14 protein-coding genes are annotated in these 15,252 nt (G+C 71.1%); 10 read left to right on the top strand and 4 right to left on the bottom strand.

Translation table 11 applies throughout. From position 1 onward, the window contains the following. Positions 1-18 precede the first annotated feature (18 nt). Positions 19-792 carry an SGNH/GDSL hydrolase family protein gene (locus tag NNL39_RS11510; protein ID WP_255159417.1) on the top strand — a complete coding sequence of 258 codons (774 nt, stop codon included), beginning with the start codon at positions 19-21 and terminating at the stop codon, positions 790-792. 7 nt (positions 793-799) lie between these two features. On the opposite strand, the gene NNL39_RS11515 is transcribed toward NNL39_RS11510, so the two are convergent. Together NNL39_RS11515 and NNL39_RS11520 are read right to left on the bottom strand one after the other, a co-directional pair. Continuing rightward, on the bottom strand, positions 800-2,032 hold the full coding sequence (locus tag NNL39_RS11515) for a D-alanyl-D-alanine carboxypeptidase family protein (protein WP_255159418.1): 1,233 nt from the start codon (positions 2,030-2,032) through the stop codon (positions 800-802). Beyond that, positions 2,029-3,051 (bottom strand): LacI family DNA-binding transcriptional regulator, encoded by a 1,023-nt coding sequence (locus NNL39_RS11520; RefSeq protein ID WP_255159419.1) that lies wholly within the window; start codon positions 3,049-3,051, stop codon positions 2,029-2,031. The genes NNL39_RS11515 and NNL39_RS11520 overlap by 4 nt, the downstream gene beginning before the upstream one ends. Before the next feature lie 191 nt (positions 3,052-3,242). Here NNL39_RS11520 and NNL39_RS11525 point away from each other — a divergent pair, with 191 nt between their 5' ends. The 5 genes from NNL39_RS11525 (at position 3,243) to NNL39_RS11545 (ending at position 10,599) form a co-directional block, all read left to right on the top strand. Then, positions 3,243-5,282, top strand: coding sequence for a beta-galactosidase (locus NNL39_RS11525; protein ID WP_255159420.1), 2,040 nt, complete (start codon positions 3,243-3,245; stop codon positions 5,280-5,282). Beyond that, positions 5,269-6,168, top strand: coding sequence for a carbohydrate ABC transporter permease (locus NNL39_RS11530; protein ID WP_407665173.1), 900 nt, complete (start codon positions 5,269-5,271; stop codon positions 6,166-6,168). Before NNL39_RS11525 ends, NNL39_RS11530 begins: the two co-directional genes overlap by 14 nt. After that, positions 6,165-7,073, top strand: a complete 909-nt coding sequence (locus tag NNL39_RS11535) for a carbohydrate ABC transporter permease (protein WP_255159422.1) — start codon at positions 6,165-6,167, stop codon at positions 7,071-7,073. The genes NNL39_RS11530 and NNL39_RS11535 overlap by 4 nt, the downstream gene beginning before the upstream one ends. Positions 7,074-7,147: 74 nt before the next feature. Then, the gene (locus tag NNL39_RS11540) at positions 7,148-8,476 is read left to right on the top strand and encodes an ABC transporter substrate-binding protein (RefSeq protein ID WP_255159423.1); all 1,329 of its coding nucleotides are present in this window, start codon (positions 7,148-7,150) and stop codon (positions 8,474-8,476) included. 41 nt (positions 8,477-8,517) lie between these two features. After that, positions 8,518-10,599: an alpha-galactosidase gene (locus tag NNL39_RS11545; protein ID WP_255159424.1), complete on the top strand. Its 2,082-nt coding sequence runs from the start codon at positions 8,518-8,520 to the stop codon at positions 10,597-10,599. A 46-nt stretch (positions 10,600-10,645) separates the two neighbouring features. Here the strand turns inward: NNL39_RS11545 and NNL39_RS11550 are convergent, their stop codons facing one another. Further along, on the bottom strand, positions 10,646-11,452 hold the full coding sequence (locus NNL39_RS11550; RefSeq protein ID WP_255159425.1) for a TrmH family RNA methyltransferase: 807 nt from the start codon (positions 11,450-11,452) through the stop codon (positions 10,646-10,648). A 106-nt stretch (positions 11,453-11,558) separates the two neighbouring features. On the opposite strand from NNL39_RS11550, the gene NNL39_RS11555 reads away from it, so the two are divergent. The 4 genes from NNL39_RS11555 (at position 11,559) to NNL39_RS11570 (ending at position 14,090) form a co-directional block, all read left to right on the top strand. Next, positions 11,559-12,410, top strand: coding sequence for a Sir2 family NAD-dependent protein deacetylase (locus NNL39_RS11555; RefSeq protein WP_255159426.1), 852 nt, complete (start codon positions 11,559-11,561; stop codon positions 12,408-12,410). 36 nt (positions 12,411-12,446) lie between these two features. Then, positions 12,447-12,914 (top strand): hypothetical protein, encoded by a 468-nt coding sequence (locus NNL39_RS11560; RefSeq protein ID WP_255159427.1) that lies wholly within the window; start codon positions 12,447-12,449, stop codon positions 12,912-12,914. Positions 12,915-12,978: 64 nt separating this feature from the next. After that, entirely contained in the window at positions 12,979-13,614 is a 636-nt protein-coding gene (locus tag NNL39_RS11565; RefSeq protein ID WP_255159428.1) for a histidine phosphatase family protein, read from the top strand. Next, positions 13,614-14,090 (top strand): YbaK/EbsC family protein, encoded by a 477-nt coding sequence (locus NNL39_RS11570; RefSeq protein WP_255159429.1) that lies wholly within the window; start codon positions 13,614-13,616, stop codon positions 14,088-14,090. Before NNL39_RS11565 ends, NNL39_RS11570 begins: the two co-directional genes overlap by 1 nt. 67 nt (positions 14,091-14,157) lie before the next feature. Here the strand turns inward: NNL39_RS11570 and NNL39_RS11575 are convergent, their stop codons facing one another. Further along, entirely contained in the window at positions 14,158-15,252 is a 1,095-nt protein-coding gene (locus NNL39_RS11575; protein WP_255159430.1) for a glycosyltransferase family 4 protein, read from the bottom strand.

Consider the following 15,252-nt stretch of genomic DNA (forward strand, 5'->3'; position numbering starts at 1 on the left):
GTCTGCCACTCTGGGAGCATGCCTCAGTTGCACCCCTGGTCGCGCTACGTCGCGATCGGCGACTCGTTCACGGAGGGCATCGGCGACCCCGAGCCGCAGAGCCCCGGCGGTCACCGCGGATGGGCGGACCGCGTGGCCGAGGTGCTCGCCGAGCGCACCGACGACTTCGCCTACGCCAACCTCGCCATTCGCGGCAGGCTGCTGCAGCAGATCGCCGACGAGCAGGTGGATGCTGCGCTCGCGCTGCGCCCCGATCTCATCACGATCTCGGGCGGCGGGAACGACATCATCCGCCCCGGCACCGATCCCGATCGCGTCGCCGAGCTCTTCGACGACACGATCCGCCGCCTGCGGGCCAACGGCGCCACGGTCGTCATGTTCAACGGTCCCGACATCGGCATGACCCCCGTGCTGCGTCGCGTGCGCGGCAAGGTCGCGATCTACAACGAGAACCTGCGCTTCGTCGCCGCCAAGCACGACGCGATCGTCGCCGACATGTGGGCGCTGCGTCAGCTGCAGAACCCGCAGATGTGGGCGCCTGATCGGCTGCACTTCTCGCCCCTCGGGCACCACACGATCGCGATCGCGGTGCTGGACGCGCTCGGCATCGACCACGAACTCGAGCCGCAGCATCCCGAACCGCTGCCGGCGCGTTCGTGGCGCGCCGCGCGCGCGGACGACATGGGCTGGGCTCGCGAGTACCTCGTGCCGTGGGTGGTCCGCCGTATCCGGCACCAGTCATCGGGCGACACGGTGCGGCCCAAGCGTCCGACCCTGCCGCCGCACTCCTGATCGGCCGTCAGCCCCCGGTCAGCTCGGCGATCGGCTGAGCGAGCCGCCACGTGAGAGGGGGCTCGTCGATCGACCCGACCCAGCGGAGGTCGAGGCGCACGTCGCGATCGCCGTATCGCACGATGAGTGTCGGCGCCGCGCCGGCGTCGAGCCCGGGGCGCACCTCCGGCGCGCTCGTGAAGGCGACCGACCGCACCTCGCCCCAGACCAGATCGTCGACGGTCTCGTCGACCACGAGCTGAGCGGTGTCACCCCAGGGTGCCGTGTACTCCGCGACGACGGCCCCGGGTTCACCGATCGAGATGGAGTGGTAGTCGTCGACGACGCTCGCGATGAGCCGCCGCAGATCGCGCGCGATCGTCGCCTGGTCGGGCGCCCCGATGACGACACCGACGACGTCGACGGGGGTCTCTCCCGCCGTGACGGTGCCCGAGAACAGCAGGTTCGAGCCGACCACGCGCAGCGTGCCCGTCTTGAGCCCGGTGATGCCGGCGGTGCCGAGCGCGAGGTTGCGGTTCTCGTACGTGCCGATGCCCGCGACCGTGAGCGTGCGCCGCGCGGAGGCGGTGGCCACGACGGGGTCGGCCGCGGCGATGCGCGCAAGGCTCACGAGGTCGCGCGGTGTGGCGCGGTTGTCGGCGGAGAATCCGGTGGTGTCGGCGATGCGGATGCCCTCGAGTCCTCGCGCCTCGAGCCACCGCCGTGCGGCCGCGAGGTAGGCGTCGACCGAGCCGAAGCCCCACACCGCGAGCGACTCGGCATAGTTGTTCGCCGAGTGCACCATCATGAGCTCGATCATCTGCCGCTGGGTGACGACGGCGCCCGCGGGAGCGGGCGCAACCGTGCCGTTGATGGCCGCGTATCGTGCGGGCAGCCGGCTGTCAGCGGCCGTCAGGGTGATCGCGGCGCCGGGGCCGTCGCCCTCGATGGGATGCTCGGCCAGCACCACGAGCGCCGTGACGACCTTCGCGATCGAGGCGATGGGGCGCGGCGTGTCGAGGTCGCGCCCGGCGTAGATCTGCTCGCCCTCGGCAGCCGCGATGGCCGACGCGCCGTAGGCCGGCAGGGTGACCGTCGGCGCGGGGGTCGAGACCTGCTCGAGCGGCAGCACGACGGGAGCGACCGCCGGCAGCGGGGCGAGCGCGGCGTACGCGGTGTACCCGATGCTCGACGCCACGAGCGCAAGCAGCGCGACCATGCCCGTCGCGCGTACGCGCCGCGCCGTTCGACTCGGGCTCACGCCGAATCGCGCCAGACGACCTCGGTGCTCAGCAGCGCACCGTTGGAGGCCAGCGACCCCGTGCGAACCTGCTCGAGCACGAGCTCGGCCGCCCGGGCGCCGAGCTGACCCGCGGGCTGCCGCACGGTCGAGAGCGCCGGCTGCGCACGCAGCGCCCACGAACTGTCGTCGAAGCCGACGATGCCGACGTCGCGCGGCACCGCGCGCCCGGCGTTGCGCAGCGTCTCGAGCGCGCCCGCGGCGATCGCGTCGGAGGCCGCGAAGACCCCGTCGATGTCGGGGTCGATGCGCAGCAGTTCCGCCATGCCGGCCACGCCGGCCGCGTACGTGTAGAAGCGCTGCCTGGCGACGAGGGTGTCGTCGAATGCCTCGCCCATCGCTTCGCGGAAGCCGGCGAGACGGTCGCGGCCGGAGTCGCGGTCGAGACCCGCCGCGATCATCCCGACGCGGTTCCGACCGGTGCCCCGCAGCCGCTCGGTGATCTGACGGGCTGCTCCGCGGTTGTCGATGCCGACCCACGGCAGTTGGGGCTGGTTGTCCGGTCGTCCGACCATGACGGCGGGCAGCCGCAGATCGGCGATCGCTTGCGAGATGGGGTCGTCCTCGCGCGCGGAGACGATGATGGCGCCATCGACGAAGCCGCCGCCGAGGTAGCCGGTGACCCGGTGCGAGTCGCGCTCGGTGTCGATGATGAGGGAGACGAGCTGATAGTCGGCGGCCGAGAGCGCGGCGTTGGCCCCGAGCAGGATCGCCCCGATATTGGGGTCGTCGATGAACACCGAGTCGGGCTCGTGCACGATGAGCGCGATCGCGCCCGAGGACTGCTTCGCAAGATTGCGGGCCGCCGTGTTGCGCACGTAGCCGACCTTGGCGATCGCGGCCTCGATGGCTTCGCGAGCGGCCGCTGAGACGTAGGGCTCACCGTTGAGCACGCGCGAGACGGTGCCGCGCGAGACGCCCGCTTCGGCCGCCACATCGAAGATCGTGGCGCGCTTGAGACGGGTCGTCGATTCGGACACGCGCTCAGTGTAGCCACGCGGGGGTGCCGAATCGGCGGACAGGGTGTTGACACGGCGGACGCGGCGTGCGTACTCTGTGAGCGCTCACAGAAAATCGTCCCCCCGAACAGGTCACAGTCATCTGTGCACGCTCACAGGGGTCGGTGGACGGAGCGACGACGATGTTGACCCCGCCTGCGAAAGGACGGCCTGTGACCACTCCCCTGACCCTCAGCCACGAGCAGCCGCTCGTGCCGGGCTGGGCCACGGGCACGATCACCCTCGGCTGCGACTACAACCCCGAGCAGTGGGACGAGTCGGTATGGCACGACGACATCGCCCTCATGCGCGAACTCGGCGTCGACCTCGTCGCGATCAACATCTTCGGCTGGGCGCAGCTGCAGCCGCAGCCCGGGCCCTTCGACTTCAGTCGGCTCGACCGCATCCTCGAGCTGCTGCACGCGGCGGGAATCCGTGTGAACCTCGGCACGGGCACGTCGTCGCCGCCCCCGTGGCTCGCGCGCGTGCATCCCGAGACGCTGCCGCAGGCCGCCGACGGCACCATCGCGTGGCCCGGCGGGCGGCAGGCCTGGTGCCCCAGCTCGGCGGTCTTCCGGCAGAAGGCCCTCGAGCTCGTCACGGCCATGGCCGACCGCTACGGCTCGCACCCCGCGATCGCGCTCTGGCACGTCTCGAACGAGCTCGGGTGCCACAACGCCCTGTGTTACTGCGACGCCTCGGCCCGCGCCTTCCGCACCTGGCTGCGCGACCGCTACGCGACGCTCGACGCCCTCAACGCCGCCTGGGGCACCGCCTTCTGGAGCCAGCGCTACGGCCACTGGGACGACGTGCTGCCGCCGCGGACGACGCGGTCGGCCGGCAATCCCGCGCAGCTGCTCGACTTCAAGCGGTTCTCCTCCGACGCGCTGCTCGACTACTACCGGGCCGAGACCGCGGTGCTGCGCGAGCGCTCGAGCGCTCCCGTGACGACCAACCTCATGGTCACGGCGCACATTCAGACCCAGGACTACTTCCGCTGGGCGTCCGAGCTCGACCTCATCGCCAATGACCACTACCTCGACCACCGTCTGGCCGACCCGCTCGCCGAGCTGGCGTTCAGCGCCGACCTCACGCGCGGCGTCGCGGCCGGCGCCCCGTGGATGCTCATGGAGACCTCCACGAGCGCCGTCAGCTGGCAGCCCGTCAATCACGCCAAGCGCGAGGGCGAGCTCGTGCGGACGGTGCTCGGCCACGTTGCTCGCGGTGCTGATTCGGTGTGCTTCTTCCAGTGGCGCGCCTCCCGCAGCGGCGCGGAGAAGTTCCACTCGGCGCTGCTGCCGCACGGCGGCACGGCGGGCGAGGGCTGGGCGCAGAGCCTCGAGCTCTCCGCCCTGCTCGACCGGCTCTCCCCCGTCGTCGGCTCGCGGGTGCACGCCCGCGCAGCGCTCGTCTTCTCCTGGGAGGCCTGGTGGGCCGCCGAGGGCGACACCCAGCCGAGCAGCCTGCTGCGCTACCTGCCCGAGGCGCACCGCTACCACCGCGCGCTTCGCGCCCTCGGCGTCACGGTCGACGTCGTCTCCCCCGATGCCGACCTGAGCGCGTACGACCTCGTGGTCGTCCCGACGCTCTACACGCTGACGGATGCGGCGGCCGCGTCGATCGCGCGGGCCGCCCTGTCGGGCGCGACGGTGCTCATCACGCCGTTCAGCGGCATCGTCGATGAGCACGACGCCATCCGTCCCGGCGGCTACCCCGGAGCCTTCCGCGAGCTGCTCGGCCTCACCGTCGACGAGTTCCGCCCTCTCGCAGCCGAGGCGGCGGTCGCGCTCACCTCGGGCGCCCGGGGCACGATCTGGAGCGAATCGGTGCGCGTCGTCGATGCCGAGATCATCGCGAGCTTCGCCGACGGCCCGGCCGCGGCATCCCCCGCCCTCACGCGGCGCGCGGTGGGAGAGGGTGCTGCCTGGTACATCGCAACGGTGCTCGACGACGATGGTCTGCTCGACCTCGTCCGGACGCTCTGCTCCGAGGCGGGCGTGCCCGTCGTCGAGGTCGGCGTCGACGTCGACGTCGTCACGCGTCGCACGGAGACCGACGAGATCACGTTCATCATCAATCACCGGGCGCAGCCCATCGCGGTACCGTTCGCTGGACTCGACCTGGTCTCGGGCGAGCCCGTCACCGACGCCACTCCGCTCCCCGCGGGCGCCGTGCGCGTCGTCATGTCAGAGAGGAGCGATCGTGGCGCGTGACACAGCCGTCAAAGCCTCGAGAGCCGTCAGCCATCGGAAGGCGCTCGCGTTCTTCCTCATCCCCTTCGGGTCGCTGTTCGTGCTGTTCTACCTCGTGCCGATCCTCTACGCGATCTACCAGTCGCTGCTGACGGTCGAGCGCGAGGGTACATTCGGCCCTGCCGTCCAGGTGTTCGGCGGGCTCACCCAGTACATCGCGGTCTTCCAGAACGAGCCGTTCTGGGCGTCGATCGGGCGCGTGCTGCTGTTCGGCGTCGTCCAGGTGCCGATCATGCTCGGTGTCGCGCTCGTGCTCGCCCTGCTGCTCGACTCGCCGCTCGTGCGGGGCTCGAAGTTCTTCCGCCTCGCCTTCTTCGCGCCCTACGCGGTGCCGAGCGTCATCGCCGCGATCATGTGGGGCTTCCTGTACTCGCCGAACCTCTCGCCCTTCACGGCCGTGACCTCGAGCGTCGACCTGCTTTCGGCCGAGACGGTTCTCTGGTCAATCGCCAACGTCGTCACGTGGGTCTACGTGGGCTACAACATGCTCATCATCTACTCGGCGCTGCTGTCGATCCCGCAGGAGATCTACGAGGCCGCCCGGCTCGACGGCGCTGGTCAGTTCCGCATCGCCTTCGCGATCAAGATCCCGCTCGTCGTGCCGGCGCTCGTGCTCACGGGCATCTTCTCGATCATCGGAACGCTGCAGCTGCTCGCCGAGCCGCAGGTGTTCCAGAGCTTCTCGAACGCCGTCACCAGCACCTTCACCCCGAACCTCACCATCTACTCCACCGCGTCGGTGCCGAACATCAGCCTCGCCGCGGCCATGTCGGTCGTGCTCGCCCTGGCGACCTTCGTGCTCTCGTTCACCGTGCTCAAGCTCACGCAGCGGAGGACCGCGCAATGACCGTCTCGACTGAAACCCGCGCGCTGCGCACGCAGGGGCTGAAGAAGCCCGCCCGCGACGGCGGCATCCGCGAGAGCGCCGTGTCCCGCACCGTCGCCATGGCGGTCATGATCGTCGCGACGCTGTACTTCCTCACCCCGCTGTGGTGGCTGCTCGTCGCGTCGACGAAGACGCGCGAGGACTTCACGACGACCAACCCCCTGTGGTTCGCCGACTTCGCGCTGTTCGACAACATCGCGGCGCTCGTCACCTACCGCGACGGCGTCTTCCTGCAGTGGCTCGGCAACAGCGCGCTCTACGCCGGCGTCGGAGCGCTGCTCGCCACCCTCATCGCGGCCATGGCCGGCTATGCGATCGCGAAGTACACCTTCCGCGGGCGCGAGACGCTCTTCAACGTCATCCTCGGTGGGGTGCTCGTGCCGGCTACGGCGCTCGCCCTGCCGCTCTTCCTCCTCTTCAGCCAGGCGGGGGCGACCAACACGATCTGGGCCGTGCTGCTTCCGAGCCTCGTGAGCCCCTTCGGCGTGTACCTCTCGCGCATCTACGCCGCGGCGAGCGTGCCCGACGAGATCATCGAGGCCGCGCGCATCGATGGCGCGGGAGAGGTGCGCACGTTCTTCACGGTGGCGACGCGCCTCATGGCGCCCGCGCTCGTGACGATCTTCCTCTTCCAGTTCGTGGCGATCTGGAACAACTTCTTCCTGCCGCTCATCATGCTGCGGGACGAGTCGCTCTTCCCCGTCACGCTCGGCCTCTACGTCTGGAACACGCAGGTGAGCCAGATCCCCGACATCCGCGCCCTCGTCGTCATCGGGTCGCTGCTGTCGATCATCCCCCTCATCGTCACCTTCCTCGCACTGCAGCGCTTCTGGCAGTCGGGGTTGGCGAACGGCGGGCTCAAGTGAGCATCCGCCGACAGTCCCTCGGCCGCACGACGGCCGAGCGGAGCAGCACCACCACCAATCGAAAGGAACACAGCATGGCGATCTCTCTCGTCGCACGTGCGGGGGCCATTGCGGCCATCTCCGCACTTGCGCTGACGGCCTGCTCGACCGGCGGCACTGACGCCCCCGGTGCGAGCGGCGACTGCGCTCCCTCCGACGGCCCCGTCACCCTCACCTTCACGAGCTGGCTCCCCGGCGTCGAGGAGGCCGTGGCGATCTGGAACGAGGAGAACCCCGACGTCCAGGTCGAGGTTCAGACGGGCCCGAACGGCAACGGCGGCACCTACCAGAACTTCTTCAACCAGCTCGCGGCCGGCAACGCGCCCGACCTCGGTCAGATCGAGTTCGACGCGATGCCGAACTTCCGCGTGCAGGACGGCCTCGAGAACATCGCGGCGTGCGAGGGCATCCTCGCGGCCGAGGACCAGTTCGTGCCGTGGACCTGGAGCCAGGTCACCTTCGGCGAAGAGGACGCGGTCTACGCGATCCCGCAGGACACCGGCCCCATGGCCATGTTCTACCGTGCCGACCTCTTCGAGGAGGCGGGCATCCCCGTTCCCACCACGTGGGAGGAGTACGAGGCTGCCGCGGTGCAGATCCGCGAGCAGGGCGGCTACATCAACAACTTCTCGCAGAGCGACATCAACGCCTTCGCGGGCCTGGTGTGGCAGGCGGGCGGCGAGTGGTTCTCGAACGACGCCGACGGCTGGACGGTCGATCTGACCGGTGCCGAGACCACGCAGGTGGCCGAGTACTGGCAGGGCCTCATCGACAACGACCTCGTCGCTGTCTACCCGCCGTGGACCGACGAGTGGAACGCCGCCTACAACTCGAGCGAGCTGTGGACGTGGGTCTCCGCCGTCTGGGGTGCCAACACCATCGCGAGCGGTGCGCCTGACACCGCCGGCAACTGGGCTGTCGCCCCGATGCCGCAGTGGGAGGCCGGCGCCAGCGCCGCGGGCAACTGGGGTGGCTCGACCACCGCGGTGCTCAAGGGCTCGGACCACCCGTACGAGGCCGCGCAGTTCGCTCTGTGGCTCAACACGGATGCCGACGCGCTGACCGCGATGAACCGCACCGCGAACATCTACCCCGCCACGATCGAGGGTGCGAACCTTCCGGTCTTCGGTGAGGGTGTGGAGTTCTACGGCGGACAGAAGATCTACGAGGTCTTCGCCGAGGCCGGCAACAACGTCGACCCCAACTTCACCTGGGGCCCGACCATGACGCAGGTCTACAACGATGTCGCTGACGGCTTCTCCGGTGCCGTCTCGGGCAGCGGTACGCTTCTGGATGCTCTGACCGCTGGTCAGGACGCCACGATCGCAGCCCTCAAGGCGGCCTCGATTCCTGTCAAGGAGTAGGTATCTCGCTTCTCCACCTCCGTGCCGCGGGTGTCAGCTTCGTGCTCGACGCCCGCGGCACGGCCGTGCCACGGCTCGCGCACTGGGGTCACGACCTCGGTGAGATCGAGCCGACCATGCTCGAGCTGGTGGCGGCCGCACTGCCCGCGGTCGCCCCCAGCTCGCCTGACCTGCCGCTCGTGCCCTCGATCCTCGCGGGCCCGGCGGAGGGGTGGAGCGGGTTCCCCGCGCTCATCGCCCACCGCGTCGGGGCCGGCCCTGCGCGCCTGCCGATGCGCATCCATCGCACCGGTCTGACGGCCGACGACCGCTCGATCGCGGTCGAGCTGCTCGTGCACGACGATCACGGCCCGCTGCTGACGGTGGGCTGGACCGTGCGGCTCTCGCCGGATGGCGTCGTCGTGATCGCGATGGATGCCCGCGCCGAGGCGCCCGAAGGCGTCGACCTGCACCGTCTCGCCGCGACCCTGCCGGTTCCCGCCCGGGCGAGCGACCTGCTCGACTTCAGCGGGCTCTGGGCCGGCGAGCGGAGGCCGCAGCGCGGCACCGTGCGCGACGGCCTGCACCTCCGCGACCAGCGTCGCGGCCGCCCCGGCCACGACGCCCCCTTCCTGACCGTGCTCGGCACACCGGGCTTTGGCTTCCGCACGGGCGAGGTCTGGGCCCTGCATCACGCCTGGAGCGGCAACAGCACGACCGGCGTCGAGTCGCTGCCGACGGGCCACCGCCGTCTGCTCGCCGCCGAATTGCTCGACCCGGCCGAAGTCGTGCTCGCCCCCGGCGACACCTACACGGCTCCCGAAACCGTGCTCGCCTGGTCGAACACGGGCCTCGACGGCCTGAGCGACCGCCTGCACCCTTTCGTGCGCGCGCTGACTCCCCCGACGCACCGGCCCGTCGTGCTCAACACGTGGGAGGCCGTGTACTTCGACCACGCCCTCGAATCGCTCCTGCCGCTCGTCGACGCGGCGGCGCAGCTCGGCATCGAGCGCTTCGTGCTCGACGACGGGTGGTTCGAGGGCCGCACCGACGACCGCCGTGCTCTCGGCGATTGGACGGTCGATCCCGAACGGTGGCCCTCCGGCCTGCATCCGCTCGCCGACGCTGTCGTGGCCCGCGGCATGGAGTTCGGCCTGTGGGTCGAGCCCGAAATGGTCAGCCCCGACTCGCGGCTCGCGCGCGAGCATCCCGAATGGATGCTGGCCGAAGCCGCACCCGACCGCCAGCATCCCCCCACCTGGCGCTTCCAGCACACGCTCGACCTCACGGTCGACGGGGCTCGCGCGCACCTGCTCGAGACGCTGAGCGCGCTGCTCGCCGAGTACCCCATCGCCTTCCTCAAGTGGGATCACAACCGCGACCAGCACGCCGGTACCGCGGCGGCGCACACCCGTGCCGTGTACGCGCTCATCGACGATCTGCGCGCGCGGTTCCCGCACGTCGCGATCGAGAGCTGCGCCTCGGGCGGCGCGCGGGTCGACCTCGGCATGGCCGCGCGCGTGCACCGCTTCTGGACGAGCGACACGAACGACGCCCTCGATCGGCAGCGCATCCAGCGCTACAGCGGGCTGCTCATGCCGCCCGAGCTGCTCGGCGGTCACGTGGGCGCCCCGCGCGCCCACATCACGGGCCGCACGCACGACCTGTCGTTCCGGCTCGCGACGGCGCTGTTCGGCAGCGCGGGCATCGAGTGGAACGTCACGACCGCCGACCCCGCCCAGCTCGACGCGCTGCGCGACTGGGTCGCGACCGTCAAGCTCGTGCGGCCGCTGCTGACGAGCGGCCGCACGGTGCGCACCGACGAGCCCGTCGACGACCGGTATGTACACGGCCTCGTCGCGCCCGACGGCAGCCAAGCGCTCATCGCGCTCGTCACGCTCGCGACCGCGGCGGTCGCCGTGCCGCCGCCCCTGCGGTTTCCCGGCCTCGACCCCGACCGGCGATACCGCATCGAGCCGCTCACCGTGGGCGGGACGCCGCATGCGGTGCAGGATGCTCCCCCGGCGTGGCTCGCCGAGGGCGACATCACGGTCACGGGCCGGCTGCTCGCCGACCTCGGGCTGCCCGTTCCGCTGCTCGCGCCGGAGCAGGCGCTGCTGCTGCGCGCGGTCGCGCTCGACTAGCGCTGCAGCGCACTGCGCCTATGGTCGCGCTTGCAGCGCACTGCGCCTATGGTCGCGCTTGCAGCGCGTACAACGCCACGGCGCTCGCGGCCGCGACATTGAGCGAGTCGACCCCGTGCGCCATCGGGATCGTCACGACGACATCAGCGGCCTCGAGCGCCGCGCGGCTCAGGCCGTCGCCCTCCGTGCCGACGACGATCGCGACGCGCTCGGGAGCCGCCGCAGCGAATTCGCGCAGGCCCACCGCGTCGTCCGCCAGCGCGAGCGCCGCGATCGTGAAGCCCGCCGCGTGCAGCTGCGGCACGGCCTCGCTCCACTCGGGCAGCCGCGTCCACGGCACCTGTAGCACCGTTCCCATCGAGACGCGCACGCTGCGGCGATAGAGCGGGTCGGCGCAGCGCGGGGTGATGAGCACGGCATCCGCCCCGAGGCCCGCCACGGAGCGGAAGATCGCCCCCACGTTGGTGTGGTCGACGACGTCCTCGACGATGACGACGCGGCGGGCATCCCGCAGCACGTCGATCACGGTCGGCAGCGCGGGCCGATGCATGCTCGCGAGCGCACCGCGGTGCAGGTGAAAACCTGTGAGCGCTTCGAGCACACCGGCCTCGCCGACGTGCACGGTGACGTCGCGGTCGCCCAGCAGCGCCGCGAGATCGGGCAGCCACTTCTCGCTCGTGAGCACGGACCGCGGCTTGTGGCCCGCCCGCAGCGCGCGGCCGATGACCGTGATCGACTCGGCGATGTACAGCCCGCCCTGTGGCTCGGTCGCGACGCGCAGCGCGACGTCGGTGAGGCGCGCGTAGTCGGCGAGGGCGGGCTCGTCGAGCGTCGTGATGTGCTCGATGCGCATGGATGCCCGCCTTCCGCCCGGTGGACGCGAGTCGCCCTGCCAGCCTCCGGAAACATATCCGAAACCCGAGCGTTCTAATCTTCGAGCAGGAAACACCGGAGGCCCCATGTCGATCGCCGCACCGCTCGTCGAGCTCGATGCGGCCGCGCGCGCCGCCGTCGAGCAGGCGATCGAGTTGCTGCGCGGCCGGCGGGTCGCCGTGCTGACGGGGGCCGGGGTGAGCACCGACTCGGGAATCCCCGACTACCGCGGCGTCGGCGCCCCCGTGCGCACGCCCATGACCTACAGCCAGTTCCTCGCCGACGAGCCGTACCGCAAGCGCTACTGGGCGGGGAGCCACCTCGGGTGGGAGCGCTTCGCTGCCGCGGGCCCCAATGCGGGCCACCGCACGCTCGCCGACCTCGAGCACGGCGGCGTCGTGACGGGCGTCGTCACGCAGAACGTCGACGGTCTGCACGTGCGCGCCGGCAGCCGCCGCGTCGTCGACCTGCACGGCAGCATGGACCGCGTCACGTGCCTGCACTGCGGCCAGACCTTCGACCGCGGCGCGATCGCCGAGCGCATCGCGCGCCTCAACCCCTGGCTGAGCGACGCCGACGCGACGATGAACCCGGATGGTGACGCCGAGGTGGCGGACGTCTCGCGGTTCCAGGTGCCCGAGTGCTCGGTGTGCGGCGGCACCCTTAAGCCCGACATCGTGTTCTTCGGCGAGTTCGTGCCGCCCGTCAAGTTCGAAGAGGCGCGCGGCATCGTGGCGCGCTCGGATGCCCTGCTCGTGCTCGGCTCCTCCCTCGTCGTCAACTCGGGCATCCGTCTCGTCGGGCTCGCCGCGAAGAAGCGCATCCCGACGATCATCGTCAACCGCGGTGAGACGAAGGCCGACGCCCGCGCCGCGCTCAAGATCGACGCGGGCACCACGGAGACGCTGGCTGCGTTCCGTGAGGCCCTGCTGCGGTAGTCGACGGATCACCCGTTCATGAGGGATGATCAACGCATGACGCGATCGACCTTCCTCACGCTGGCCGCCATCCCCGCGCTGCTCCTCGCCGTCTCCGGCTGCAGCGCCTCCGCTCCCGCTGCCGAGCCGACGAGCTCGGTCGCGGCGCCTGAGGCGGCGACCGAGCCGCTGACCTCGGTTCCCGCGGGCGACGCCGACTGGGAGTGCGGTCACGCCAGCGCGCTCATGGGCATCCAGTTCCGCACCGAGTGGGAACTCGCGAACGGGGTGATCGACCAGGCGGCTTTTGACGCGCGCGCGGCCGCGCTCGTGGACTCGTGGACCTCCCTCCCCACGGGCGAGTCCGATGTCACCGCGGCGCTGCGGGCAGCGATGACCGAAGCCGCTCAGGGCATCGGCCCGGAGAACCCCGATTTCTCCGTCGCGACCCAGCAGCTCGTGTCGGCGTGCGACGCCGCCGGCTCGATCACGATCGTGAGCGCCCTCCCCGAGATGGGCGGCTGAGCGCGCGGGTCGTGGTCGTCGTCGCGCGCCCTACGATTGTCGGGGCCGACGAAAGGGATTCTTCATGACGGTGTTCGCACTCGTGCGCCACGGCGAGACCGACTGGAACCGCGAGCGGCGCATCCAGGGCTCTACCGACATCCCGCTCAACGCGACCGGGCGTGAGCAGGCCCGCGCGACCGGGGAACTGCTCGCGAGCCGCCGCTGGACGGCCCTCGTCGCCTCGCCTCTCTCACGCGCCGCCGAGACCGCCCGCATCATCGGCGAGCACGTCGGTCTCGGCGACCCCGAGCTCGAGCGACGCCTCGCCGAGCGCGACTACGGCGAGGCAGAGGGGCTCACGGGCCCCGAGATCGACGCGAAGTTTCCCGACGGGGCCGACGTGCCCGGTCGCGAGCCGCGCGAGGCCGTCGCGGAGCGTGCTGTTGCCGCCCTGCACGATCTCGCCGCGCGGCACCCGGGCGAGGCCGTCATCGTCGTCGCGCACGGCGGCGTCATCCGCAGCGTGCTCGAGACGGTCGCGCCCGGCCGGCACCGCGAGCCGATCACGAACGGCTCCGTGCACTCCTTCCGCCACGCTGACGGGGAGATCGAGCTCGTTGCCTTCGACGACCCGATCGACGAGCAGTCGATCTTCCCGCTCGCCGACGACTTCGAGCAGCAGAACCGACTCGCCGAGCGCGAGCGCGAAGGCCGCTGATGGCGAGCGGTCCCGAGCGCTTTCTGGCCGCAACGGCGCACCTGCCGATCACCCCGCAACGGATGCCCGATTCCACCCACACCGCCGCCGAAGCCGCGGCCGCCGTCGGCTGCGCGGTCGGGGCGATCGTGAAGTCGCTCGTCTTCGTCGCGGTGCACCCCGATGACTCGAGAGAGCCCGTGCTCGCGCTCGTGTGCGGCGACAACCGCGCCGACCTCGACGCCCTGGCCGGCGTGCTCGGTGCCCGGGTCGAGAAGGCCGACGCGAAGACCGTCAAGGAGACCACCGGGTACTCGATCGGCGGTGTTCCTCCGCTCGGGCATCCCGCCCCCGTACGCACAGTCGTCGATCGCGACCTGCTGCGCTTCGGGACGGTCTGGTCAGCGGCGGGCAGCGCCTACGACGTCTTCCCGGCCACCCCGCAGCAGCTCGTCGACTGGACGGGCGGCGAGCTCGCCGACATCGGCAACCGCTGACACGGAGAAGTCGTTCCGACTTCCTACAATTCGGGAGTCTCCGAACCCGGCCCGCAGGCTCGCGGGACTAGCGACGCGAGCGCCCGAGCGCGGCCTGCTCGCGCAGCAGCTCGAGCAGCACCGCGGCCGACCGGCTCCAGTCGAAGCGCGCCGCCTCAGCGGGGGCGGCGGCCGAGCGGCGCTCCCACTCCCCCGCGGCCAGCAGCTCGGTGATGCGCGCGGCGAAGGCCTCCGCATCCCCGGTCGCCGCATAGAGCGCCGTCTCTCCCCCGATCTCGCGGAAGATCGGGATGTCGCTCACGACGACGGGGGTGCCGCGTCCCATGGCCTCGACGAGCGGGATGCCGAAGCCCTCGTCGCGCGACGCCGTCACGAGCGCCGTTGCCGAGTCGAGCAGCTGCGCGTACTCCTCGTCGCTCACGCCGTCGTGCACGACGAGCGAGCCCGCGGGCGCGGCGGCTTCGAACCGGACGCGATCGGCAGGCCGGATACGGCTCAGCAGGTGCAGCCGAGCGCCGGGCAGGTGATGCAGGGCCGCGACGAGGGTGTCGACGCCCTTGTAGGGCATGAACGAGCCCATGTAGACGAGCTCGACGCCCTCAGGGCGCACCCGCGGGGCGACGGAGACCGGCCGGTCGGCGGCGTTCGGCACGACGGTGATCGAGCGCCGCGTGAGCCGGTGTTGCCGCATGAGCGCGCGCGTCGTCTCACTCACGGTCACGACCGCGTCGGCCCGGTTCAGCAGGAGCCGCTGCGGCCACCACGCCAGGTGGTACAGCCGCCAGCCGAGGCGCACCGGCCACGGGAGGTCGCGCGGCGGCGTCGGATGCGCGTAGTAGATCAGATCGTGCAGCGTTAGCACGAGCGGGTAGCGCCGCCCGAGCGCCCCCATGGTCTGCATGGGACTGAAGACGACGTCCGGGCGCACACGATTGACCTGGCGTGCTACAACGGGCTCACGCGGGCTCGTGGGGCCGCTGACGAGGTGCCAAGGCAGTCCCTCGGGCAGCATGGGGAGCTGGCGCTCGTCGCTGATCAACAGCTCGAGCGACTCACCGTCAGCGAGCAGCGGGAGCAGGGCATCCACGAGACCCGCCGTGAACCGGCTGATGCCGTCGTGGCGCGGAAACCGCACATAGCGGCAGTCGACGACGATCTTCAC

This window comes from Microcella humidisoli (assembly GCF_024362325.1).
GTDB classification, from domain to species: domain Bacteria; phylum Actinomycetota; class Actinomycetes; order Actinomycetales; family Microbacteriaceae; genus Microcella; species Microcella humidisoli.

Coding starts and splice junctions, on each gene's coding strand:
- NNL39_RS11510 (WP_255159417.1), top strand. CDS start 19: ATGCCTCAGTTGCACCCCTGGTCGCGCTACGTCGCGATCGGCGACTCG.
- NNL39_RS11535 (WP_255159422.1), top strand. CDS start 6,165: ATGACCGTCTCGACTGAAACCCGCGCGCTGCGCACGCAGGGGCTGAAG.
- NNL39_RS11540 (WP_255159423.1), top strand. CDS start 7,148: ATGGCGATCTCTCTCGTCGCACGTGCGGGGGCCATTGCGGCCATCTCC.
- NNL39_RS11550 (WP_255159425.1), bottom strand. CDS start 11,452: ATGCGCATCGAGCACATCACGACGCTCGACGAGCCCGCCCTCGCCGAC.
- NNL39_RS11555 (WP_255159426.1), top strand. CDS start 11,559: ATGTCGATCGCCGCACCGCTCGTCGAGCTCGATGCGGCCGCGCGCGCC.
- NNL39_RS11560 (WP_255159427.1), top strand. CDS start 12,447: ATGACGCGATCGACCTTCCTCACGCTGGCCGCCATCCCCGCGCTGCTC.
- NNL39_RS11565 (WP_255159428.1), top strand. CDS start 12,979: ATGACGGTGTTCGCACTCGTGCGCCACGGCGAGACCGACTGGAACCGC.
- NNL39_RS11570 (WP_255159429.1), top strand. CDS start 13,614: ATGGCGAGCGGTCCCGAGCGCTTTCTGGCCGCAACGGCGCACCTGCCG.